This is a genomic window from Veillonella parvula (genome assembly GCF_032550495.1).
GTDB lineage: Bacteria > Bacillota > Negativicutes > Veillonellales > Veillonellaceae > Veillonella > Veillonella parvula_G.
Genome location: NZ_JAWFZJ010000001.1, coordinates 223,977 through 249,065 on the forward strand (window position 1 = coordinate 223,977; position 25,089 = coordinate 249,065).

General features: G+C 38.7%; 24 protein-coding genes. 22 read left to right on the forward strand and 2 right to left on the reverse strand.

What is annotated here, in order from left to right:
• The first annotated feature begins 154 nt into the window (after nucleotides 1-154).
• The 12 genes from E6X37_RS01065 (at nucleotide 155) to E6X37_RS01120 (ending at nucleotide 11,080) form a co-directional block, all read left to right on the forward strand.
• On the forward strand, nucleotides 155-1,750 hold the full coding sequence (locus E6X37_RS01065; RefSeq protein WP_316689388.1) for a WG repeat-containing protein: 1,596 nt from the start codon (nucleotides 155-157) through the stop codon (nucleotides 1,748-1,750).
• 414 nt (nucleotides 1,751-2,164) lie between these two features.
• Nucleotides 2,165-2,659: a YajQ family cyclic di-GMP-binding protein gene (locus tag E6X37_RS01070; protein WP_004696277.1), complete on the forward strand. Its 495-nt coding sequence runs from the start codon at nucleotides 2,165-2,167 to the stop codon at nucleotides 2,657-2,659.
• Nucleotides 2,660-2,729: 70 nt separating this feature from the next.
• Nucleotides 2,730-3,848 carry a cobalt-precorrin-5B (C(1))-methyltransferase CbiD gene (gene cbiD / locus E6X37_RS01075; protein WP_316689389.1) on the forward strand — a complete coding sequence of 373 codons (1,119 nt, stop codon included), beginning with the start codon at nucleotides 2,730-2,732 and terminating at the stop codon, nucleotides 3,846-3,848.
• Nucleotides 3,824-4,450, forward strand: coding sequence for a precorrin-6y C5,15-methyltransferase (decarboxylating) subunit CbiE (gene cbiE / locus E6X37_RS01080; RefSeq protein WP_012864531.1), 627 nt, complete (start codon nucleotides 3,824-3,826; stop codon nucleotides 4,448-4,450). Before cbiD ends, cbiE begins: the two co-directional genes overlap by 25 nt.
• On the forward strand, nucleotides 4,447-5,034 hold the full coding sequence (gene cbiT, locus E6X37_RS01085) for a precorrin-6Y C5,15-methyltransferase (decarboxylating) subunit CbiT (RefSeq protein WP_009351736.1): 588 nt from the start codon (nucleotides 4,447-4,449) through the stop codon (nucleotides 5,032-5,034). The genes cbiE and cbiT overlap by 4 nt, the downstream gene beginning before the upstream one ends.
• Before the next feature lies 1 nt (nucleotide 5,035).
• Nucleotides 5,036-5,797 carry a precorrin-4 C(11)-methyltransferase gene (gene cobM, locus E6X37_RS01090; protein ID WP_012864529.1) on the forward strand — a complete coding sequence of 254 codons (762 nt, stop codon included), beginning with the start codon at nucleotides 5,036-5,038 and terminating at the stop codon, nucleotides 5,795-5,797.
• Nucleotides 5,798-5,801: 4 nt separating this feature from the next.
• Nucleotides 5,802-6,947: a cobalt-precorrin 5A hydrolase gene (locus E6X37_RS01095; protein ID WP_195394681.1), complete on the forward strand. Its 1,146-nt coding sequence runs from the start codon at nucleotides 5,802-5,804 to the stop codon at nucleotides 6,945-6,947.
• A gap of 29 nt (nucleotides 6,948-6,976) precedes the next feature.
• A complete protein-coding gene (cobJ, locus tag E6X37_RS01100; RefSeq protein ID WP_004697003.1) occupies nucleotides 6,977-7,666 on the forward strand; it encodes a precorrin-3B C(17)-methyltransferase in 690 nt (229 codons plus the stop codon).
• Nucleotides 7,663-8,451 (forward strand): precorrin-6A reductase, encoded by a 789-nt coding sequence (gene cobK / locus E6X37_RS01105; RefSeq protein ID WP_128114217.1) that lies wholly within the window; start codon nucleotides 7,663-7,665, stop codon nucleotides 8,449-8,451. Before cobJ ends, cobK begins: the two co-directional genes overlap by 4 nt.
• Nucleotides 8,438-9,103 (forward strand): precorrin-8X methylmutase, encoded by a 666-nt coding sequence (locus tag E6X37_RS01110; RefSeq protein WP_004696261.1) that lies wholly within the window; start codon nucleotides 8,438-8,440, stop codon nucleotides 9,101-9,103. The genes cobK and E6X37_RS01110 overlap by 14 nt, the downstream gene beginning before the upstream one ends.
• A gap of 199 nt (nucleotides 9,104-9,302) precedes the next feature.
• Nucleotides 9,303-10,298, forward strand: coding sequence for a FecCD family ABC transporter permease (locus E6X37_RS01115; protein WP_021148283.1), 996 nt, complete (start codon nucleotides 9,303-9,305; stop codon nucleotides 10,296-10,298).
• Entirely contained in the window at nucleotides 10,298-11,080 is a 783-nt protein-coding gene (locus E6X37_RS01120) for an ABC transporter ATP-binding protein (protein WP_105086614.1), read from the forward strand. The genes E6X37_RS01115 and E6X37_RS01120 overlap by 1 nt, the downstream gene beginning before the upstream one ends.
• A 68-nt stretch (nucleotides 11,081-11,148) precedes the next feature.
• Here the strand turns inward: E6X37_RS01120 and E6X37_RS01125 are convergent, their stop codons facing one another.
• Both E6X37_RS01125 and E6X37_RS01130 read right to left on the reverse strand, forming a co-directional pair.
• Entirely contained in the window at nucleotides 11,149-12,090 is a 942-nt protein-coding gene (locus tag E6X37_RS01125; protein ID WP_119563156.1) for an ABC transporter substrate-binding protein, read from the reverse strand.
• Between the two features lie 51 nt (nucleotides 12,091-12,141).
• Entirely contained in the window at nucleotides 12,142-13,131 is a 990-nt protein-coding gene (locus E6X37_RS01130) for a sirohydrochlorin cobaltochelatase (protein WP_101928374.1), read from the reverse strand.
• Nucleotides 13,132-13,605: 474 nt separating this feature from the next.
• On the opposite strand from E6X37_RS01130, the gene E6X37_RS01135 reads away from it, so the two are divergent.
• The 10 genes from E6X37_RS01135 (at nucleotide 13,606) to gluQRS (ending at nucleotide 24,998) form a co-directional block, all read left to right on the forward strand.
• A complete protein-coding gene (locus tag E6X37_RS01135; RefSeq protein WP_004696252.1) occupies nucleotides 13,606-14,487 on the forward strand; it encodes a sirohydrochlorin cobaltochelatase in 882 nt (293 codons plus the stop codon).
• A gap of 206 nt (nucleotides 14,488-14,693) precedes the next feature.
• The gene (locus E6X37_RS01140) at nucleotides 14,694-15,548 is read left to right on the forward strand and encodes a sirohydrochlorin cobaltochelatase (RefSeq protein WP_120055323.1); all 855 of its coding nucleotides are present in this window, start codon (nucleotides 14,694-14,696) and stop codon (nucleotides 15,546-15,548) included.
• Between the two features lie 86 nt (nucleotides 15,549-15,634).
• Nucleotides 15,635-16,342: a precorrin-2 C(20)-methyltransferase gene (gene cobI / locus E6X37_RS01145; RefSeq protein WP_012864519.1), complete on the forward strand. Its 708-nt coding sequence runs from the start codon at nucleotides 15,635-15,637 to the stop codon at nucleotides 16,340-16,342.
• A 29-nt stretch (nucleotides 16,343-16,371) separates the two neighbouring features.
• A complete protein-coding gene (locus E6X37_RS01150; RefSeq protein WP_227037052.1) occupies nucleotides 16,372-17,748 on the forward strand; it encodes a cobyrinate a,c-diamide synthase in 1,377 nt (458 codons plus the stop codon).
• 198 nt (nucleotides 17,749-17,946) lie between these two features.
• Nucleotides 17,947-18,489, forward strand: coding sequence for a cob(I)yrinic acid a,c-diamide adenosyltransferase (cobO, locus tag E6X37_RS01155; RefSeq protein WP_227037051.1), 543 nt, complete (start codon nucleotides 17,947-17,949; stop codon nucleotides 18,487-18,489).
• 138 nt (nucleotides 18,490-18,627) lie between these two features.
• Nucleotides 18,628-19,017, forward strand: coding sequence for a class II SORL domain-containing protein (locus tag E6X37_RS01160; RefSeq protein WP_004696242.1), 390 nt, complete (start codon nucleotides 18,628-18,630; stop codon nucleotides 19,015-19,017).
• A gap of 319 nt (nucleotides 19,018-19,336) precedes the next feature.
• Nucleotides 19,337-20,566, forward strand: coding sequence for an aspartate kinase (locus tag E6X37_RS01165; RefSeq protein ID WP_004696945.1), 1,230 nt, complete (start codon nucleotides 19,337-19,339; stop codon nucleotides 20,564-20,566).
• A gap of 7 nt (nucleotides 20,567-20,573) precedes the next feature.
• On the forward strand, nucleotides 20,574-20,891 hold the full coding sequence (locus E6X37_RS01170; protein WP_004696238.1) for a hypothetical protein: 318 nt from the start codon (nucleotides 20,574-20,576) through the stop codon (nucleotides 20,889-20,891).
• 140 nt (nucleotides 20,892-21,031) lie between these two features.
• Complete coding sequence (locus tag E6X37_RS01175; protein ID WP_316689390.1) at nucleotides 21,032-23,941, forward strand: insulinase family protein; 2,910 nt, start codon at nucleotides 21,032-21,034, stop codon at nucleotides 23,939-23,941.
• A gap of 82 nt (nucleotides 23,942-24,023) precedes the next feature.
• Nucleotides 24,024-24,998 (forward strand): tRNA glutamyl-Q(34) synthetase GluQRS, encoded by a 975-nt coding sequence (gene gluQRS, locus E6X37_RS01180; RefSeq protein ID WP_024061914.1) that lies wholly within the window; start codon nucleotides 24,024-24,026, stop codon nucleotides 24,996-24,998.
• The last annotated feature ends 91 nt before the right edge of the window (nucleotides 24,999-25,089 follow it).

Consider the following 25,089-nt stretch of genomic DNA (forward strand, 5'->3'; position numbering starts at 1 on the left):
GTATAATTTGAATTATTAAATTTTATACATTATTTATGTGTGAACTTTTTTTTACTGTAAAACTGTGTGTTTAGTTATAACAGTATATTTTATGAACTATATATGTATGTTAACGACTGTATGGTTATAGCTTATTCTATAAAAGGAGAGGTTTATGAATATTAACAAGAAATCTGTATTAGTCGCATGTGTGTTAGCGGCTATGTCTACAACAACTTTTGCGGCATCTACTACAACATCTACTAGTAGCACAACGATAACAAACCACGATACACCAACATCTACTAGTACACGTGTAACTCGTGAGGAACATACAACGACTACATCAACTTCTACTGTTCGTACAGAGAGCTCTAGCTCCACTAAAAGTACAAAAGCTAGTGTAGGCGTTATGACTCCTCAAAAAATTGAAGAGCGTAGTGCACTTTCTGGCTATATCGCAGCTGATGTGGCGAGCGCATTAAATCCTTATCGCAATGCACCTAAATCTTTAAAATCTGGTAAAGGCACTACTTTCAAAAATGACGAAGTCCTTGAACATGGTGTATTGGCAGCTATGAAACAAGGTGGTAAATGGGGTGTTATCCGTCCAGACGGTACCGTTGCCATTGAGCCTAAGTATAAAGAAATTAAAGATGTTGATTATAAAACGGGCAATGTGTTATCTCAAGTAGATAAGAAAACAGACACTTGGGTTACCCCTAAGGGTCTAGAAATCTCTGAAGAGGAAGCTTTAAAAGAACGTGTAAAACAAGAAGCAACTCAAGAGTATGCAAGTGATTCTTATGTAGAGTTTAAAGAAAAAGGTAAATATGGCTTTAAAACTACTGATGATAAAGTAGTGATTGCTCCACAATTCCGTCAAATCGTGACTGGATTTAGCGAAGACCGTGCTTTTGTTAAAAATGCTAAAGGTAAAATCGTAGCGATTGATGGTACTGGTAAAGAATTATTTAATGCTCCATCTAAAGAGGTATATAGATACCGTAATGGTCTGGCTGAATACCGCCGCTCCGTGAGTGGCTTTAATTTAGGTGGTCTTGTAGGTGGCTTCATCGTGGGCGGTATCCTTGGAGGTGCGCTTTTAGGTGGTCAACATTATCACGTAGGTGGTTTTGCCTATGATGGTGCAAAACGTGGCTATATCGATCGTTCTGGTAATATCGTAATCGACAGCAAAAAAGATAAAGTATGGCCTATCACAGCTTATGGTACGGTAATCAAAGATGCTGGTAACTTATACTTTGTGAACCGTAAAGGTGAAGTTGTTATTCAACCAGGCGATTACGATGCAGGTGAAATGGATAAATTAAATGGTCTATTAGCGTTAAGAGACAATAAGACTGAGAAATGGGGCATTTTCGATGTATCAACAGGTAAGCAAGTAGTAACCTTCAAATATGATTCTATTTCCTTTGCAGGGACTGACCGTTTAGTGGTTGTGAAAGATCATGTTAAAAACCTTATCGATATGAATAGTGGTAAATCCTTGTATTCTGCTCAAACAGAAACAACTATTGAACCGTTCAACAACGATACTGTAACATGGGTTCATACTGGTAAAGAGGGCTATACAATCATAGATAATAATGGTCATATTTTATTTAAAGATACAAACAAAATTATTGAAGACGCTAAGTCCTTTAACCATGGTTTCAGTTCTGTTAAGTCTAAAGGCAAATGGGGAATTATGAACTCCAAAGGCGAATGGCTTGTACAACCTACATATGATGCGGTAAACGTTTTATAATATAATGGGTTGTAGAATTCCTTTGAATTTGTATTGTCTTTAGTTTTGGCTTAATTAGTATTGTTTAGTTATAGTTCTTAGCTATAAACTAAATACAACAGAATAGCGTTATATAGAACTAGCAATGTACATATATTATGTATGTTGCTAGTTTTTTATATTATTTGTCTTGTGTATTGCGTTGCATAACCGTATTAGAGAACTTTCACTATACTTATAAAAGCTTCATTAATACATAGCTAACAATTATAATTAAGAAAATCGATTTACCTAGAAAATAAGCATATTTTAAGGTATAATTATAGAGATGTATTCCGATTTGGTGTAGTTTTACACTTTCACTTGGAATATGAGGATGATGAAAGTAATGCTATGAACCTTATGCCCAATAGGTTCAGGTGTAGGAGGTATAAAATGGCTAAAGATTGTTCCTTTGACGTTGTGTCTGAAGTGGATATGCAGGAAGTAGATAATGCTGTAAACCAAGCAAAAAAAGAAATTGGTACGCGTTATGATTTCCGTGGTTCTAAAGCGGAAATTAGTCTTGAAGGTGACACTATTAAAATCATCGGTGATGATGAATACAAATTGAATGCCATTATCGATGTATTAAAAGGCAAGATGGTTAAACGTAACGTAGCGATTAAAAATCTTGATTACGGCAAAGTTGAACCAGCAGCAGGTGCAACAGTTCGCCAAATCATTACTATTAAAAAAGGCATTACTAAAGAAAATGCTAAAGAAGTAGTAAAAGCAATTAAAAACATGAAAATTAAGGTACAAGCATCTATCCAAGAGGATCAAGTGCGCGTATCTGGTAAAGATAAAGATGATTTGCAAGCAGTAATCCAAATGTTAAAACAATTGGATATCCCTGTAGAATTGCAATTTGTTAACTTCCGTTCTTAATATTATATGTCCATAGGGTAGGTTAGTTAGACTTGTTTGAATCTCTAATACTATCAGTGTAGGAGGCCTTATGAAAGTGGAGGACATGAAGGGTGGATATACCACAGGTTCATGTGCTACGGCAGGTATGAAAGCTGGTTTATTGGCCCTCTTAGATAAGAATATTGTGGACCAAGTGGTCATTGAGAATCCTCAAGGGCAGTACATTGAGGTTCCTATTAAAGCGATAGAGGTTATATCCGATACAGAGGCGAAGGTGACCGTCATGAAAGACGGAGGCGACGATCCAGATGTAACTCATGGAAATGATGTAGAAACGACAGTGTCCCTTGATGATACTGGTGAACTGCGATTTCGAGCTGGCTTTGGTGTAGGTACAGTAACGAAACCAGGCCTTGCTATGCCACCAGGAGAACCGGCTATCAATCCAGGGCCCCGGGCAATGATGAAAATAGTTTTTGAAGAATATTGTGTCCATGGTCAAGGTGTAACGGTAACCGTTAGTGTTCCTAATGGTAAGGTATTAGCCAAGAAAACATTAAATCATACACTTGGTATCGAAGGTGGCATTTCCATTATTGGTACTACTGGTATTGTTAAGCCTATGAGTGAAGAAGGGTTTAAGAACTCGTTAGTGCCACAGTTGAAAGTTATGAAGGCTAACGGATGTGAAACAGCTGTTCTCGTACCGGGGCGTATTGGTCAAGATCTTGCAGAGCAAGTATTGGGTATCCATAAGAACCAAATGGCAGAAACAAGTAACTTTATCGGATTTATGCTAGAAAAGGCTGTACAGATTGGATTCAAGCGAATCTTAATTATCGGTCATATCGGTAAGTTAATCAAACTAGCTAGTGGTAGCTTCCATACTCATAATCGCATGAGTGATGGCCGTATGGAAAGTATCGTGGCCTATGCTGCTTTAGAAGGAGCATCCCAAGAGGTGTGTGAAGAGTTATTTAATTGCCAAACCACAGAGTCTACATTCCCTATCTTGGAGCGAGAAGGATTGACTGGTGTGTACCAACGTGTTGTAGATCGTGCATCACTACGTAGTGAGCGCTATATTGCTAACGAAGCAGAGGTGGGCATCATTATTACGACCTTAAAGGGCGAAATCTTGGCAATGGATAAGCATGCAAAAGAGATAGGAGAACTTGAACATTGGCACATACCTTGTATATCGTAGGCATTGGTCCGGGTAATCCTGATTATGTGGTGCCTAGAGGCCTTAATTTAATTAAACATGCTACAGTATTGGTAGGCAGTGAACGTTCTTTAGAGGACTTTCAAGAGCCTGGCCAAACTACATATCCTGTAACAGGTAAGCTCAGCGTATTAGCGGAGCAAATTGAGCGTGAACTCAACGACCATGACGTTGTAGTTATGGTTAGTGGCGATACAGGCTATTATAGCTTATTGCCCTATTTAAAGAAAAAATTTACTGCTAACCCTATTGAGGTGGTGCCAGGCATTAGCTCTATGACCTTTGCCTTTGCCCGTCTTAATGAGGTATGGCATGATGCGGATTTAATGAGCTTTCACGGTCGTCAACCGGCGCCCGAAAAACTCGTATATGAAGCAGGTAAAAAGATGGGATTCTTAACTGACCCAGAATATAATCCAGCGCATATTGCGCGTATTTTAATAGATGCAGGTTGGCCAAAAGAAACGAGAGCGGCAGCCCTTGAGCGCTTGAGTTATGATGATGAAAAAATCGTAGACTCTACGCTAGAGGTGTTAACTGAGCTTGAAGGCTTTGGTCATTCTGTAATGGTGGTACTAGGATGAGACATTTTTTCGGAATTCCTGATGAGGAGTTTATCCGCGGCGATGTGCCGATGACGAAATGCGAAATTCGCAAAGCCGTTATGAATGAGGCACGCATCGAGGAGGATAGCATAGTCCTTGACGTAGGTGCTGGTACGGGCTCTATTTCTATTGAAGCAGCCTTGGCAGCTCCTAAAGGGCATGTATATGCAATTGAGCGCTTTGATAAAGGCATCGACCTTATCAATGAGAATATGAAGAAATTCAATGTTAATAATATGACTGTCATCAAGTCTAAAGCTCCTGAAGGCATGGAAGAATTGCCTGAGCTTGATGCGGTTATCATCGGTGGTAGCGCTGGTGGCATGACAGGCATCATGGACGAGGCGCAACGTCTGTTAAAAGTAGGTGGCCGTCTAGTTGTAACTGCTGTAACGATGGAAACTGGCTATACAATCCTTAAAGAGTTGAAAGGTCGTCCTTTCACGTATGAAGGTTACCAAATGTCCATCAGTCGTTACCGCAAGGCTGGTCCCTACCATTTGTTAGACCCATTGAGTCCAATTTTCATTGTATCTGCAACGCGTATCGCAGAAGGAGAGTAATATGGTTGACGTATATATTGTAGGCGCAGGCCCTGGGGATCCTGAGTTAATTACTCGCAAAGGGTATCGTTTAGTGCAAGAGGCAGATGTTGTAATTTATGCGGGTTCCTTGGTAAACCCTGCCATTTTAGAGGCTTGTAAACCAGGCTGTGAAATTCATAACAGTGCTACTATGAACCTTGATGAGGTATTGGCTGTTATGAAAGCTTCTGTTGAGGCTGGTAAAAGCGTAGTTCGCCTTCACACAGGTGACCCTGCTATTTACGGTGCTATTCAAGAGCAAATGGATGCACTTGCTAGCATGGGGATTTCTTATGAAGTCGTACCAGGTGTAAGCTCTTTCCTTGCTACAGCTGCGGCATTGAAACAAGAATATACATTGCCAAATGTATCTCAAACAGTCATTATTACGCGTATGGAAGGTCGTACACCGATGCCTCCAAAGGAAAAATTGCGCATGTTAGCATCTCATGAAGCGACAATGTGTATTTTCCTTAGCGTTCAAATGTTAGATAAGGTTGTAGCTGAACTCATCGAGGGCGGTTATGACAAAACGACTCCAGTGGCTATCGTGGTAAAAGCTTCTTGGCCAGACCAACGTATTATTCGTGGCACATTGGAAACTATTGCGGACATCGTAGCTAAAGAAGGCGTATTGCGCCAAGCTATGATCGTTGTAAGCCATGTATTAGATAGTGAATACGAATTGTCTAAACTCTATGATAAAGGCTTTGCTCATATGTACCGCAGTGCTAAGGACTAGTATAATGAAAGAACTAGAAACTGTTGTGCCTACGACGGGAGCTAAGAAGAATAGAACGGCTATTCTTTCTGTATCTGAACGAGGTGCAAAGCTAGGTCAACGCATCAAGTCTTTGGTGGCACCTCATGCAGATTGCTTTGAAAAAGAAAACCGTCCTTCTGGTGGTGAGGCTATTTATTTTGATTCCCTCAAAAGCCATATCGGACAGATTTTTAAGGATTACGATCAAGTATTATGCATCATGGCACTCGGTATTGTAGTGCGCATGATTGCACCGTATATTGAGCATAAATCTAAGGATCCTGCGGTAGTCGTAATGGACGAAGTAGGGCACCATGTAATTAGTTTATTATCTGGTCACCTTGGGGGTGCCAACGAATGGACACAGTCCATTTCACTGGCCATCGATGCGGACCCTGTTATTACAACTGCAACGGATGTAAACGGATTGCCAGCGCCTGATGTGTTAGCGCGCCACGAGCATCTGTTGGTAGATGATTTTCAAACCTTAATCAATGTGAACTCTGCCATTGTTGGGGGCGAGCGGGTTGATTATTACATTGATGAGAGCTTATCTAATGCAGAGCATTTAAAAGAATCTGCGAAAGATCATATTGGTGAACATGGTAAGGTTCATGTTGTTTCGTTAGAGCAACTTGATTCTATGCCATGTAAGAATGAAAGCTCCGAAGAGGGATCATCTCGAGTTGTAATTACAGATAAAGTAATTGTTGAGTATGGACATCAATTGATTTTGCGTCCTCGTACGTATACGATGGGCATTGGCTGTCGCCGAGATACGCCAAAGGAATTGATTCTTGACGCCATACAACAATCACTAGCAGCGCATAAACTTTCACCTAAAAGCCTTGTAACGGCAGCATCGGTAATTGTTAAACAAGATGAAGTAGGCCTCTTGGAGGCTATGGAAATTATGGGGTGGCCTATCGTGTTCTATACACAGGACGAGATGGCACCACTTATTGAAGAAGAAAAATTAAAAGAATCTAATTTTGTAAAAGGAACTATAGGAGTAGGAAACGTATGCGAGACAACAGCATTACTAGCGGCCAAGAGCCGAACATTAATACAGCACAAAACAATTTATCCCAAAACAACGGTAGCCATTGCACAGGTAACATCAAAGTAATCGGCATAGGCCCTGGCGATGAAGAGTTTATGACACCGCAAGCACGCGAAGCCATCTTAGCAGCTGACCGCGTAGTAGGTTATTTGACTTATCTTGACTTGATCAAAGACCTCATTGAAGGTAAAGAAACTGTAGGTACTGCCATGATGCAAGAAGTCGATCGTTGCCAACAAGCCGTTGATTTAGCGGTAGAAGGCCATCAAGTAGTTGTAGTATCCTCTGGTGACTCTGGCGTGTACGGCATGGCAGGTCTTGTGTTGGAACTTGCTAATAAGGTACCAGCAGAAAAACGCCCTTCCGTAGATATCGTACCTGGCCTTAGTGCTGTAAATGTAGCAGCATCTGTATTGGGTGCACCTTTGATGCATGACTTTGCGGTTATTTCTCTCAGTGACTTGATGACTCCATGGGATTTAATTAAAAAACGCGCTGATCTTTGTGCACAAGGTGACATGGTTATCTCCTTGTACAATCCGCGCAGTAAAAAACGTGTTACTCACTTAGATGAAGTTCGTGAAATCGTTCTTAAATACCGCGACCCAAAAACACCTGTTGGCATCGTGCAAAAAGCAGGACGCCCAGGTCAACATATGGTAATTTCTGACCTTGAAAACTTTACAAAAGAAGAAGTGGATATGCAAACACTTGTTATTATCGGTAATAGCCAAACCTATGTTGAAAATGGCCGCATGATTACACCTCGAGGCTACAAATTATGATTTGGGTCATCGCCGGTACCTTAGATGGTCGTACCTTAGCGGTAGATATTCAAGAACGGACAGGTGAAGAGGTTCTCGTTACTGTTGTGAGTCAGTATGGGGCAGAGCTTGCCGCCCATAAGGGAATTACTGTTCATACGGGCCGTCTTGACCAAGAGGCTATGCAGGATTTGATTAAGAAACATAATGTACGTTTATTAATCGATGCAAGTCATCCGTATGCTGCTATTGTTACAGCTACGGCTCAAGATGCAGCAAAAGCTGAAGGTATTCCTTTTGTTCGTTTTGAACGCAAAGAGGTACCATTACCAGACTATGATAAATTGCATATTGTAGTTGATGAGGTAGAAGCAGCTAATTTAGCTGGTAAACTGGCAAAGGAAAATAACAAACATGTGTATTTGACCACAGGTAGTAAGACAATGCACATCTTTGCTAAATCTGAGGCTTTACAAGATTGTGAAGTATGGACACGTATTTTGCCGACCGCAGAGGTGTTACAAATGATGGAAGACCTCAACGTGAGCCCTAAGCGCATTGTTGCTGTCCAAGGTCCATTTTCTTATGATATGAACCGCATCATGTTCCACGATACAAAGGCTAGTGTTGTAGTTATGAAAAACTCTGGTCTTGTAGGTGGTGCAGATACAAAATTACAAGCTGCTATGGATCTTGGTATCCATGTTATTGTTATCGATCGTCCGCGTGTTAAACTTGAAAGTCACGTGGTATCATCAAATGATGAATTCTTTAAATTATGGGAGGAAACGAATGGATTACGTTAAAAATCCTAAAGCTATTGAAGATAAAAGCATGGAAATCATTTACGATTATGTAAAGGATTTAGGCTTAACAGATGATGAAGTGCGCGTAGTATCTCGTACAGTACATGCGTCTGGTGATGTCGAATATGCTCAACTCGTAAAAATGAGCCCTGATGCTGTTCAAAAAGGTATTGAAGCATTGGATAATGGTGCAGATATTTATACAGATGTAGAAATGGTTCGCACAGGTATTTCTAAGCCAGCTCTTAAAATTCGCGGTAATGAAGTGCACTGCTTAATTAAAGATGAAAACGTAGCTAAAATGGCTAAAGAGTTAGGTGTAACTCGCTCCATTGCAGCTATGCGTACCTTTGGCAAACAATTAGAAGGACAAATTGTTGCTATCGGCAATGCACCAACTGCATTGTATGAAGTATTGCGCCTTGCTCTTGAAGAAGGCATTAAACCAGCTCTTATCATTGGTATCCCTGTAGGCTTCGTAGGTGCTGCAGAATCTAAAGACTATTTAATGGAAGTATCTCCAGTTCCTTACATCACTGTAAAAGGCAACAAAGGCGGTAGCCCAATCGCTGCCTCCGTATGTAATGCATTACTTTACACAGACGTAAAACGCAATGACATGCTTTTTGTAGAAGGTAAAGAATCTAAATAATACAAAACCCGAATCGTGTTTTAGTAGTTTTGCGATTCGGGTTTTACTGTATATATTTTTCACAATAATTGCTAAACATAAATTAGATAAACACAGTAATTATGTTATATTAAATTTCTTATAATGTAGTATCTGTAAAATAGAGTTCATTTTATAAGAGACTTATATTACATTAGGTAGGTTTTGAGAGGGGGTTCATATGGCATCTAGTAATGAACGAAAATTATTTCGTGTATCAGTGATTTGTATCTTAATCATCGCCGTTATTATGAGCATGATTATATCTCTTATTTGGGGATCAACATCCGTATCATTAGCTGAGATTTGGCATACATTATGGTCTAGTGAGCTAACTGACACATCTTCACAAATTATTTGGAATATTCGATTGCCTCGCAATATTGTAGCTGCGTTAGTGGGGGCTTGTCTAGCTGTATCTGGTGCAATTTTGCAAGCAGTTATGAAAAATCCTCTAGCAGATCCACAGATTGTAGGGGTATCCTCTGGTGCAGGGCTGGCTGGTGTTATCATATTTATTTTATTCCCTGGGTATGATCATATAGTTCCGTTGGTAGCCTTTTTAGGTGCTATGGCTGCAGCACTCATGGTGTATGCACTAGCATGGAAAAATGGAGTGCGACCTAGTCGTATTATCTTAGCTGGTGTTGCGGTCGCAGCCTTTTTAGGCTCAGGTATTTCAGCACTACTTGTATTCTTCGGTGATCGTGTACAAGGGGCATTGCTTTGGATGGTAGGAGGACTCGCTGCACGCAGTTGGCCTCAGGTAGAAGTGCTGTTTCCATATGCTATAGTTGGCCTTATTTTTGCCTGTTTAGGAGCTAAACGACTTACCATTTTAAGTTTGGGTGATGAAACTGCAAAGGGATTAGGCCTTAAGGTAGAACAAACACGGTTTATTATGACTGCAGTGGCTGCTCTTTTAGCGGCTGGTGCTGTAAGTATAGCTGGGCTTATCGGATTTGTAGGTTTGGTTATTCCCCATATGTTACGTCTTATAATCGGTAATGACTATGCATATTTACTGCCTGGATCTGCATTATTAGGCGCTCTAGTTCTTGTTGTTAGTGATACAATAGGACGTGTTATGTGGAGCCCTATAGAGGTACCAGTGGGCATTATTATGGCATTCTTTGGAGCGCCGTTCTTCTTGTATCTATTGAGGAGGGATAACTAATGAATACCGCTATTGATGTAAAACAGTTATCCGTAACTCTTGGCAATCGTCATATTCTACATGACATTAATGTATCGGTTCCTATCGGTAAAATTACGACATTAATAGGGCCTAATGGCTGTGGTAAAAGTACGCTTTTACGATCTATGATCGGATATATTCATAGCCCTCATGAATGTATTACCATATTTGATAAACCGTTACAATCATATTCTCAAAACAATCTGGCACGGCAAATGGCATTTTTGCCACAAGTACCGAATATGCCAAAGGATATGACTGTAGAAGAATTGGTATATTGTGGACGGTATCCATACCAAACATGGTGGAAAAACACGGCTAAAGAAGATCGTGAGATTGTTGACTATGCGTTACATATCACGAAAACGAATCATTTGCGAGAACAATTAATCCCATCCCTATCTGGTGGTGAACGGCAACGCGTTTGGATTGCTATGGCGCTAGCACAGCAACCAAAATTATTAGTCTTAGACGAACCAACAACATATTTAGATATTAATCACCAATTAGAAATTATGGAGTTATTGAAACGATTAAATAAGGAACAAGATTTAACCGTTCTCATGGTACTTCACGAACTAACACAGGCGGTTCAATATTCACATTATATGGCTGTTATAAAAGAAGGCCATTTAGTAGCATCAGGAGAGACAAGTAAAATTATATCGGATGAGTTGTTTAGAGATGTATTCTCTGTAGATGTACAACTTGATACATTTGATAATAAAAAATATGTGCGCGTAAAAGGATTAGTTGAGTAGCTTGATACTAATAGAAAAAGAGGGCATTCCCTATTTGGGGGATGCCCTCTTTCGCATGATACAATATGTTAGAATGTAACATTAATACCGTATGCTTCTTTAACTAAACGTGCCATAGCTTCAGGTGTTTGTAGTCCTGGGTTTAATAGGAATAGTTTAGATGGTAAGTATATTACGCGGTTATTTTGTACGGCTTTTAAATTAGCCCATGCAGGATTATCTGTCATAGCTTGTTTCATAGCTTTTGTAATTTCTTCTTCTTTACCCATTGTAACAACAAAGATAATATCAGGGTTATCTGCAGTCAATGTTTCAAGAGAGTAAGGGACAGTTTTATCCTTGGTTGTACCTTCTAAGTGGGAGGCAACAACGTTTGTCATGCCTAGTTCTTTTACCATAGATGCAGTAACTGCTTCATCAGTTTCGGCAGTTACACCTTTTCCTGTGGCACGTAATACGGCAACACGTGCAGGCTGTTGATTCTTAACAGCATCTTTTACCTTGGTAATATTGCTTTCATAGGTATTAATAATAGATTTAGCCTTATCTTGATGATTGGTTAACTCGCCAAGGAATGTTAACATTGGTACATTATCTTTAATACCATCGTAATCAAAAAGTACGGTTGGAATATTATTAGCTTGTAATTGGGATTCATATTTTTTATGTTGATTTACTAAACCCAATACCACATCTGGCTTCAAGCCTAATAGTTGTTCCATGTTGATATTTGCAGTTTGACCAAGAGCGGGTAGAGCTTCTAATTCTGGGGCTAATTTATCCGTTGTATTGGCACGGCTAATGGCTTTACCATCGACAGCATAAAGCATAGATAAAACAGAATTAGATAATACAGCAATTTTTTGTGGATCCTTTGGTACAGTATAGGTTTGACCATTAAAGGTCAACTCCTTCGTAGTAGCAGAAGAGCTGGATGTGGATTTACCACACCCAGCTATTGCTAGTACAACCATGACCAAAGCGAGACTACAAAGTAGTAGTTTTTTCATGATGTACTCCTATGTACGTTATATAACGATACTAGTTAAATTATGGATTGATTATTTTTGTAATGCGTCCCAAGATTCGTTAGCACGTTCAACGAATAAGTTACGGATGTTAGGATTTTCACCTAAGCCATGGATGTAAGTGTCAACTTTGAAGCCTTCTTTTTCAAGGATGGATTTATGGGAATCTGGTTCATTACCAGCCATGTCATTGTTAGCATGGTCGCCTGCAACCATCATGAATGGCATCAATGTAACGTGCTTAATACCATGTAATTTTAATTGAGGGATAACTTGTTCAAGATTTGGAGTACCTTCTACTGTGTAGACGAATACATTTTTCATACCAAGAGTATGGATACGGTCTTGAATTACGGAATAGTAAGCATTGGAAGGATCTGGAGTACCATGAGCCATGATAAGAAGAGCGTCTTCTTTGCCTAATTTAGGGAATTGAGATTGAACAGCTTTTAATGTTTCAATAACTTGGTCAGTTTGGTTTTCTTGACCCATCCAGTACATAAGAGATGTACCAAGTGTCATTTTTTTGAAATTATCTTTGTACAAATTATATACTGCTGTATCGTAGTTGTATTCCATACCAGGAATTACATCAAGGGATGCTAATGCAACGCGAGTGTAACCGTCTTTTTTAAGTTCAGCCAATGCTTCTTCAGGAGTTGGGTAAGTAATACCTTCTTTTTGTTGGATACGATCACGAATAATATGGCTTGTGAAAGCTGTAATTACTTTTGTGTTTGGATGAGCTGCTTTAATAGCATCTACAGTTGCATCGATTGTTTTCGCACGAGTATCTTTATAAGTTGTACCAAAGCTCATAACAACCATAGCATCTTTGTTTGGCAAGTTTTGTAAAGCTTCAGTATTGTGTGTACGAACACCGATTGCAGAAGCTTCTTTTAATGCTGGAGTAGGGTCTTTTACTTCAGGATTTAATTGGTATGCAGCATTAGATACAACAGGTGCACCAAAGGATACTGCAAGACCTAGAATAGCGGATGCTAAAGCTAATTGTTTTTTCATTTCTATACTCCTAATTTATAACTATAACTACACTAATATGCAATCATTCACATAGTTCTAATATAATGAGAACTATGGATTTATCGCATATATATAACCTTAAATCAATCGTAGCAGAGGGGCTAAGGAGTGTCAATAAACCCTATACCCCTAGAAGTATAGAGAAAATAAGAAAGTATTAATAAATTAATGTGATGAATATAGTATGATAGTACACTTTATAATTATATTCTTGTTGGTTATAAGGGTATGAATATGTGAATATGTGAGTAATTTTATTTTTCCTTTTTATTTAGGACTATTTTGATGGGGCCCATAACGTTACTACAACTAAATTGATCGTTATAAATGTTAATTTTGATATTTTTTCTCATTGACTTCTATAGATTAATCTTGTACTATTATTACATAGTAGTTGATAACAGTTTTCAATTGTGAAAGTTGTTTCATGTATGAGTAATATGGAGGTCACATATGAAAGGCATAATTATTGCATCCTTTGGATCAATTTACCAAGATGCTGTGGAGAAATCCATTGGCAGTATAGAGAAAAAAGTACGTTCCATGTATAGTGATATGGAGGTACGCCGCGTATTCTTATCTGATGCATTAGTAGAGAAGTGGAATGAGAAGTACGAAGATAAGATTTCTTCTTTCACAGAGGCTATGCAAGATTTCGCTCGCATGGGAATTGATGAGGTGTACATTCAACCTATTACATTGGTGGCAGATCAGTGCTACCAACAAATGCGCAAACAAGCATTAAAGTTTTTACATAGCAATGAATATGGTTTTAGCCAGGTAAATATCGGTAAACCATTGCTTACCTCTTTAGGTGTAAAAAATTATGCCGATGATTATGAAGCAACATTAGAAAGCATTGTTCGTCACGTTAATACAAAAGCACTTAATAAATCTGTTGTGCTCATGGCGAATGGCCAAAATCAATTAGAGTTCAGTACATTGCAATTAAAGGCAATGTATGGTGCAGCACCAAACGTAGTAGTATTTACTACAAATGGTTTCCCTACTTTTAAACAAGCTCTTACTTTCTTGGATCGTATGGGGCATAAAGATTTATTAGTTGTACCATTGGCTCTCATAGGTTCTACACATTTAATGGACTATCTTGGCGGTGAACGCTCCGATTCCATTTATGCTTTACTCGCTGAGGAAGGCTATAATGTTGATATCTGGAATGAAGGGCTTGGGGAAAACCCACATGTACAAGATTTATTTTTGAAACATTTAGGTCAAGCTATCCGCATGTCTGATCGGAAGCGGCCCATGCCTAGAGAATCCGTAAAACCTGTGATGACAAATTCTCGCTTGGAAGCGCAAGGTTTGATTTCTTGATATTTGCTATTACATAATTAGACATACATTACTGCACTCCTTCACATTAATAAAAATCCTCCTTGTTGGATATCCAATGAGGAGGATTTTTACTTTTACCATGAAAGATAAGAATAATTTCCATTTTATACGTACCATGGTATGCCCCTAGAGAATGGTCTATGGTATGATTAAGATACATTATTAGTTAATATAAGGAGACATTCATGAAACAAGCTATCTTAGTTGTTGCCTTTGGGTCCACTGTGGACAGTGCTCGTGTACATAATATCGATTCTGTAGTAGAACATATTCGTAAATCGTATCCGGATTATACTGTAGAATTAGCTTTTTCGTCTCGTATCATCGTTAAGCGCTTACGTGAGCGTGGTATTGAGATTCCTACTGAACAAGGGGCGTTAGAGAAACTGATTCAAGAAGGTTATACACATGTATATGTGCAGCCACTTCATTTCACCGGTGGTGAAGAGTTCGATAAATTAAAAAATAATATCCTTGCTCATGAAGGTGAAGGACAACTCGAAGTGTTGCGTGTAGGTAGACCTCTCGTATACTACATGGGACAAGAAGAGCATCCAGATGATTACCAAATTTTGATTGACCGTTTCATTAAATCTCTTAATATTTCCAAAGATGATGGTTTGTTATTGGTTGGTCATGGAGGTCTTGGTTCTGGCAATTCTTCATATGGTAATTTACAGTTTAAGCTAATCCGTAATGGACTTACGAATGTGCGTATTGCTGTACTTGAAAACGCACCATATGTGTCAGATGTAGCAATGCCTTGGGAATGGCTTGATGGTAAACGCCCAAAAACAATTTATGTACATCCTTTATTATTGGTACTCGGGGATCATGCACAAAATGATTTATTTGGTGACGAAGAGGATAGCATAGTGAATGAACTCGCTGGAGCAGGATATGAGGTTAAACCAATTCATAGTGCTCTAGGTGAATATGAAGCGATTCATGATATTTTCCGTCAACATGTGCAAGATTGTATCGACGATTTGTATGGCAAACGTAGCCCACATCGTCCTGCAATACCAAATATTAAATAGTATCTTTGTATATATTGTATAAATTGGTTATAATAAAAGATATTGCAATTATAAATAGAGTGTGACTATAAGAATAGGAGATACCCATGAAAGGTAAATTATATGGTATTGGCGTAGGCCCTGGCGATTCTGAATTAATGACTGTGAAAGCTGCTCGCATCGTAGGAGAAGCAGATATTATTATCACACCTAAAACAGAAAAGAAAGATGGTTCCGTAGCCCTTGATATCGCATCCCCATATATCCAAGAACATACAGAAATCGTTCCCGTAGTATTCCCAATGGTGTTGGATGATTCTACGCAAGAGGAAGGCTGGCAAGAGGCTAAACGCGTTATCTTGTCTTATTTGGATGAAGGTAAAAGTGTTGTATTCTTAACATTAGGTGATCCTATGTTCTACAGCACATATATGTATGTATACCGTTTGATTGAAAACACAGGGCATGAAATTGAAACAATTCCTGGCGTTACTGCATTCTGTGCTATCGGATCTCACCTTGGCTATCCAATCGTAGAGAAGGAAGAGGTATTGGCCATCGTTCCAGCTACAGCGCCTAAAGAAAAAATCGATGCTGTATTGGCTGTTGCAGATGATGCAGTTATTATGAAGGTATATAAAAACTTTGATGAAGTACAAGAAACCTTGATTAAACATAATATGGCAGATGATGCGGTTATGATTAGCCGTGTAGGTTTGCCTGATGAGCAAGTATTCGTAGGTTTAGATAATATGCCAAAAGATACTAAACTCAACTACTTATCTACAATTCTTGCAAAACGCAAGGATCGTTAACAAACACATCGTATTACGAGGTAATATCTATGAACACAGTACAGATTCCACGTGTTGTCATTGCTGGTACCAACTCTGGTGTTGGTAAAACAACTATCGTAGCGGGTTTATTGGCCGCTTATGCAAATGGTGGACGTACGGTGCAATCTTTTAAAGTGGGCCCGGATTATATTGATCCGGGCTTTCATAAAATTGCATCCGGCCGTGACAGCTATAATTTAGATACGTGGCTCGTGCCACCTCACAAGTTGACTCCTTTCTTTGCTACAATGGCACATGATGTAGACCTTGCCATTATTGAAGGTGTTATGGGCCTTTACGATGGTGGTCGAGAGGGCGTTAGTTCTACGGCTCAAATTGCTAAACAGTTAAATGCACCAGTGGTGCTTGTTATTGATTGTAAAGCTATGGGTGAAAGTGCAGCCGCTATTGCTAAAGGGTTCCGTGACTATGACCCAGAGGTAAACTTTGGTGGTGTCATCTTGAACCGCTTAGGCTCAGCCAATCATGAGCGTATGGTTCGTGAAGGGATGGATAAAATCGGGGTACCTGTTATTGGTGCCATTTATCGTGATGATCGTATGCATTCTCCAGAACGTCATTTAGGACTTACACCGGTTACTGAAATTGATCCAACAGAGGCGATTAATACGATTCGAGAAGCTGTTGAGAAGATGGTAAATCTCGATGCACTATTGGAAATTGCTACTAATGCACCAACTATCGAACTACCAGATGCTATAGATGTTAAAACCATTGAAAAACGTGTGAAAATCGGTGTAGCTTATGATGAAGCGTTCTCTTTTTACTATCCAGCTAGTCTTGCTGCGTTAGAGGAAAAAGGGGCTGAGCTTGTTTACTTTAGTCCGCTTAATGACTCGGTAATTCCTGATGTAGACGGACTTGTATTCGGTGGTGGCTTCCCAGAAATGTTTTTATTTCAGTTATCTAGCAATGAGTCTATGAAGGAATCTATCCGCCAAGCTAATGCACAAGGTATGCCTATTTATGCCGAATGTGGTGGCCTCATGTATCTTTGTGAAAGTATTAATGACTTTGGAGGTTCTGTATATAAAACTGTAGGTATTGTACCTGCCAATTGTGTGATGCAACAAAAGCTTCAAAAGGTGGGCTATGTTACAGCAACTGCAAAGAGAGATACTTTATTAGGAGCTATGAATACAGCTATTCGTGGTCATGAGTTCCATTTCTCTACAATGGAGCCAACTATAGATGACTTTCCATGGGCTTTTCATTTAGAAGGAGGCCGTAAACCTCAATCGTATGACGGCGGCTATGCAACAAAAAATGTATTAGCTTCTTACTTACATTTGAACTTTGCTGGCTCTGATGAAGGGGCACAACATTTTGTTGATACATGTGCTGCTTATAAAGCCCAAAAGTAATAGATCTATAAATGTATTTAATAGGTTTATATTACTATGTATTATCACAATTACATACATAAGTATTGTAATGTGCTATTGCAATTATATTCATATGTATTGTTGCGATCCTATTAGTAAATATGAGGAGAATGTAATTAATCAGGAATAGTTAGTTCTTAAAGTTATTGCGGGACAGTTCGTATTAAAGGAGCTATTATGGAAGAACGTGGATTAATTCTAGTTAATACAGGGAATGGTAAAGGTAAAACAACAGCGGCATTAGGCGTTGTTTTACGTGCTGTCGGACAAGGTTTCAAGGTTCTTATATTACAATTTATTAAGAGCGGTAATGGTTATGGTGAATTGGCAGGTCTTGCTAAACTAGGTGATCAAGTTGAAATTCGCTCTATGGGAAAAGGCTTTATTTACTATAAACGGGATGAAGTAGGGGAAGCTGAGCTTGCTCGCCACAAAGAAGCAGCACAAGCCGCTTGGCGTACATTAGTAGAGGAAGTAAACTCTGATAAATGGGATCTAATTGTTATGGATGAAATAAATAATGCCATTAATTATGAGCTTATCGATGTGCATTCTGTAGTGGAAATGCTTAAAAATAAGCCAGAAAGACTTCATGTTGTTATGACGGGTCGCTATGCTAAACCTGAAATCATTGATATGGCAGATACTGTAACGGAGATGAATGTAGTAAAGCATGCTTATGAAAAGGGCATTAAGGCTGCTAAAGGAATTGAATTCTAACTAAATTAAAAAAATCGAAAAATATCGAAAAAGAACTTGCTAAAACTATATCGAAAATGTATAATATAGTCATAAGCACAGAGGTGCTCAATATTCTTGACATTAAGTATGTATATAAGACTAACCAGGAGGTTAACTATGGCTGTACATGATTACATTAAATCTGGCGATTTCGCTACTGAAAAACACGTTCCTGTTATCGAAACAGTTGACACTGTAAAAGCAGGTGAAACATTCCACGTTACTTTATCCGTAGGTAAAGACATTGCACATCCAAACACTGTAGAACATCACATTGATTGGATTAAATTGTACTTCGTAGCTGAAGGCACTCAATTACCATTCGAAGTTGGCGCTATCGAGTTCAACGTTCATGGTGACGGTGCAACTGCAAATGAAGGTCCTGTGGCAGCAGTTTCTGAAGGTACTTTAGCAGTAGCTTTGAAAAAATCCGGTAAATTGATCGCTGTTTCCTACTGCAATATCCATGGCTTGTGGGAATCCGAAAAAGATATCGTAGTTGCTTAATTAACTAAAACAACTAATAAAGACCAGCCCGTGGGCTGGTCTTTTTGTATATCTATGTGTTTACATAGCTTAATAATGAGGTAAAGTTAAACTTTCAATAGTAGGTATTTAATGGCATTATGGCTAATATATGTTAGGATTATTTAATGCATATTCATAATATTATAAACATATTATTTGATTTTTAGTGTCCGCATAAAAAGGAGTTTTGTATCACTCCAGTGGATTAATTGCTGTACATCCCTTTACAGTGCTATTTGTTTGTGGTAAAGTATATGCATATTGATATTTAGTAAACATAGTTAAATGAGGGATTATTGTGGCCTTAATCGTTAAAAAATTTGGTGGTAGTTCCGTAGCTACACCAGAAAAAATATTTAATATTGTTGATCGCGTTCTTCGTGAGAAGCAAGCTGACGATAAAATCGTTCTTGTTGTATCCGCTATGGGTGATACAACTGATGACTTGGTGGCCTTAGCTAAACAAGTTACATCCAAGCCGTATGGTCGTGAAATGGATCGTTTGTTATCTACAGGTGAACAAGTAACAATTGCATTGATGGCAATGGCTTTTAACGAACGTGGTCAGGAATCTGTATCCTTAACAGGTGATCAAGCAGGTATTACAAGTAGTGATACGTTTAATAAAGGTCGCATTTTGGGCGTTGATCCTAATCGTGTGTTTGAAGCTTTGGATGAAGGTAAAATAGTAGTAGTTGCTGGTTTCCAAGGTATAACTGAATATGGTGATATGGTGACATTAGGCCGTGGTGGCTCTGATACAACAGCTGTTGCATTGGCAGGTGCTATGAAAGCGGATGTATGTGAGATTTTTACGGATGTAGACGGCGTATATTCTACAGATCCTCGCGTGGCGAAGGAAGCTTTCAAATTAGAAGAAGTAACGTATGGTGAAATGCTTGAAATGGCACGCCTTGGTGCAGGTGTAATGCAACCGCGTGCCGTAGAAATGGGTTTCCGTTATGGTGTACCTATTCATGTACGTTCTACATTTAGTGATAAACCAGGTACTATTATTCGGGAGGATTATACTGTGGAAGCAAATAAACACGTAATTACTGGCGTAGCTGATGATACAAATACAGCAAAAGTAGCCCTTGTAGGCGTTGAAAATAAACCAGGCGTTGCAGCGACTGTATTTAAAGCATTAGCTGCTAGAAACGTTGACGTAGATATGATTGTTCAATCTATCCGTTCTGTGGGAGAACCAAAAACTGATCTTATCTTTACAGTAGCTATGGATGATGTGGTACTAGCTCGAGAAGTATTAGAAGAATTACAAAAAGCAGTAGATATTGAAGCTGTTAATATCGATGAAAAAATGGCGAAAGTTTCCATTATTGGTGCAGGTATGTTAGGACAACCTGGTGTAGCTGCGCAAATGTTTGATATCTTGAGCCAAGAAGGTATCAATATTGAAATCATTTCTACTTCTGAAATTAGTATTTCTTGTCTTGTTGCTGAAGATCGCGTAAAAGATGCTGTTCGTGTAATTCATAATGGCTTATTATTAGATCAAAGAGGTTAATCATTGCATGGATAGTCTACGTAGTTTTATGGATGAAATGCTCAATGACCAAGGTCGTAAGGAAGGTTTCATTAGCGATCTACTAGGAAATCTAAAAAATCAGCCTATTCCAACATTGGAACAAGCTCAAACTGGTTATACAACAATGAGTAATTTACATGGTATCTTCTATGATTACGATAAGTCTGAGGTTACTATTACTTACAAGGTTGTACCAGATATGTATCAACCATATACATTGAGCTTTATACAATTTGAAGCCGTGTTAGAAGGCTTATTAACCTTACGTCGCAATCAAAAGTGGCAGATGCAACATAATAAATAATATGAACCCCATGGGTATACTTGCCTATGGGGTTTTGTAATTCGATAATTATTCTTAACATCTATATATAGAGTCATCGATATGATATAATAAATTATTCAGAGAGAAATCATTATATTAGTATAGAAAGAAGGGACAGCATGGAAATAAATAAGGTTTATTCTGGCTTTCGCCTTGACCGCATTGAGCGCATTGATGAGATCAATGGTACCGCTTATGAAATGAAACACGAAAAGTCTGGTGCACGTTTAATTTATATTGATTCACCAGATTCTAATAAAGTATTCAATATCGCTTTTAGAACAACACCACATAATAGTACTGGTGTAGCACATATTATGGAACATTCCGTTTTATGTGGTTCTCGTAAGTTTCCTTTAAAAGAGCCATTTGTTGAGCTTGTTAAGGGGTCTTTAAACACGTTCTTAAACGCTATGACATATCCTGATAAAACGATGTATCCTGTAGCGAGCAAGAATGATAAAGACTTCCACAACTTGATGGACGTATATCTTGATGCTGTATTGTATCCACGCGTTCGTGAAGATGCGGAAATCGTGATGCAAGAAGGTTGGCATTATGAATTAGATAGTGCGGACGATGAACTTACCTATAAAGGTGTTGTATTCAATGAGATGAAGGGGGTTTATTCCTCTCCCGATTCCGTTCTAGAACGCCAAATGATGCGTGAACTTTTCCCAGATACCACTTATGGTGTTGATTCTGGTGGAGATCCTGACCATATTACGGACTTAACTTATGAAGAGTTCCAAGAGTTCTATCGAGTTCATTATCATCCATCCAATAGTTATATTTTCCTCTATGGTGATATGAATATTGAAGAGCAATTGGCATTCTTGAATGATGAGTACTTAAGTCATTTTGATGCTATTGAGGTTAATACAGAGGTTGGTATACAAACGCCATTTGCGGAAGGTAAGGTGGTAAGTTATCCATATAGCGTAGGTTCTGAAGAGCCAACAGACAACCGAACTTTACATTCCTTTGCCTATGTGTTACCTGATGTAACACCTGAGCATAGCTTGGCTTTTGAGATATTAACACATGCATTGTTGACATCTCCTGCGGCGCCTCTTAAACAGGCTTTGGTGAAAGCAGGTATCGGTTCTGATGTGAGTGGTTATTATCTTGATAGTATTCGTCAACCTTTGTGGACCGTGCAAGCAACTGGTTCTAATCTCGATAAACAAGCTGACTTGCAGCGTATTGTGGAATCTACATTGCAAGAACTTTGTGATAACGGTTTAGATAAAGAATTATTAGAAGCTTCCTTGAATAGCATTGAGTTTGCTCTTCGTGAAAGCGACTTTGGTGGTCGTCCAATTGGTCTTGCTTATGTTATCCGTATGATGGATAATTGGCTATATGACAATGACCCACTTGAACTATTACACTACGAAGAAGCATTGGTGAATATTCGCAAGGGCTTATCCGGCACGTACTTTGAAGATTTGATTCGTCGATCTATCTTAAATAACAATCATAAAGTGCTTGTTTCTATTTATCCTGAACGTGGTCTTCAAGAACGCAAGGATGCAGAGGTTAAAGAATATTTAGCTTCTGTAAAAGCTAAGATGTCTCCAGAAGAAATCGAAGCAATTGTAGAGCAAACAAAACGACTTAAACTTCGTCAAGAGGCTCCAGATAGCGACGAAGCGTTAGCATCGATACCATTGCTTGAATTATCAGATTTAAATCCTAATATTGAAGAGGTAGAACGTCGTGAAAGTAAAATTGGCAACACTACAGTACATTTTGTGCCTACTTTCACAAAAGGCATCAACTATGTAGGGCTTTACTTTAATTTAAGCTGTCTTACAGAAGATGAATTGTTCTACGCCGATATTTTAAGTGATATTATTGGTCGTATTGACACATCTGAACGTGGCTATGAAGCATTGGCGAAAGATATCAATATGAATCTTGGTGGTTTAAGCTCAGATATTACGGCTATTAGCAAAGATGGTAAGCGTGATGAATTTACGCCTCTCATGATTGTTCGAGCTAAAGCTTTGCATTCTAAATTACCTGACTTATGCCGTTTGATTAACGAAGTAGTACAAAAAGCAGATTATAGTGACGATAGACGCTTGACTGAACTTGTTCAAGAAAGCAAAGCTATTTGGGATAATGAAGCATTCCGTCGTGGTAATTCCATCGTAAGTCAACGTGTTATGGCTCAAGTGTCTGCAGTTGGTAAATTTAGAGATAATGGTAACTTTGGTTACTATCAAAAGATTAGCGAGTTGGCTTCTAATCCTGCGGCATTACCATTATTGCCAGAAAAATTAGCTGATGTAGCTCGTAAGATTTTCCGTGCTAACAATGTGGATATCATGTTCGTTGGTGAAGAAGGCGAATTAGAAGCCTTTGAACATCTTATGAAACCATTGATTGAAACCTGGGATACTACTGAGTTAAGTAATGATAAATTAAAGATTACACGTTTGTCTGGTAATGATGGTATCGTTACAGCTGGTAAGGTTCAATACGTAGCTCAAGGTGGTAACTTTGTAGACCATGGGTATAAACACGTAGGCCCAATGAGTGTATTAGAGACGATTTTACGCTATGAATATCTTTGGATTCGCATTCGTGTACAAGGTGGTGCTTACGGTGCCTTTGCAAACTTCTATGATGATGGGAATATGATTTTCTGTAGCTATCGAGATCCAAACTTGGTAGAAACATTAAATGTATATAAAGAATTACCTCAATATCTTCGTGAGTTTACGTTGACTAATCGTGAGATGCGTAAATATATTATCGGTACTATGAGCTCCTTGGACTTGCCTATGACTCCTGCGTTGCGTGGCCCACGTGCGATGGGGATGTATTTTAGCGGTGCTAAACTAGAGGATAAGGTAGAGTTTCGTAAACAAGTTATCGCTTGTAAGCCAGAGGATATCGTTGCTTTAGCAGATGTGGTTGAACCCGTATTGAAGGATAATCATATTTGTACAATGGGGAACGAACAAAAAATTAAAGACGCTGGTAAGGTATTCGATAACATCATTTCTCTAGGATAATTGTCTTATATCATGTATGGTGGCATATTCTGTGTAATTCTACGGGATATGCCACTTGTTTTGTACTGTAGGAGGGTCCATTATGAAAGGCCGATTTGCTCCAAGCCCCACAGGATATATCCATCTTGGCAATGTGTGGATAGCCCTCTTATCCTATGTTTCTACGAGGCAACAAAAAGGGCAGTATGTTGTGCGAATGGAGGATATAGACATCCAACGTTCTAAACGGGATTTAGGGGAAGCTCTATTAGATGATTTAGAGTGGCTAGGCTTTGAATGGGATGAAGGACCTCGTGTTGGTGGTCCAGAATCAACATATTGGCAAAGTGAACGGCAAACATATTATGGAGAAATATTAGAACATCTTGCATCAGAAAAACTAATTTATCCTTGCTTTTGTAATCGTACAAGGCTCCAGTCTATTGCTTCGGCACCCCATGTCGGCGATGTAATTCATCGTTACGATGGCCATTGCCGTCATCTAGAGGATAAATTGATAAAAGAATTTATGATGTCTAAGGAGCCATCTTTGCGTTTAGCCGTTAATTCTTGTGATTTAGATTTCGTGGATCGTTGGCAAGGCTTTCAACATATTCATTTAGAAGGTGAATTAGATGATTATGTATTGCGTCGTGGTGATGGTATGTATGCCTATAATTTAGCTGTCGTACTGGATGATATTGTTATGGGGATAACGGAGGTCATTCGTGGAGATGATTTACTAGAGACTACGGGGCAGCAAATATATTTATATAAAACATTACAAACCAGTTTCAATTCTAAAAATATACAAATACCTTCTTATGGGCATGCTCCATTATTAATTGATTCTGAAGGACATAGATTGTCTAAGCGACAAAAGAGTATTACTATTCGAGAATTGCGTGAAAATCAGTGGTCTCCTAATAGAATTTTAGGTGAGCTGGCTATTGTAGGGGGCTTAGTTGAAGCTCATACATTAAGTCGTAGAGAAATCAGTTTATCTGAATTAATTGAGATTGATTTAAATTTACCTAGTCTTAGTCAGAAAACGATTGAGATACAAATCAAAGAATAACGTAAGAAAATAGTATTGCTTTATGTTATAGAATGTTTGCTAAAAGAGAATAATTCTTTAACTATATAATTCGATATAATATATTGACAAT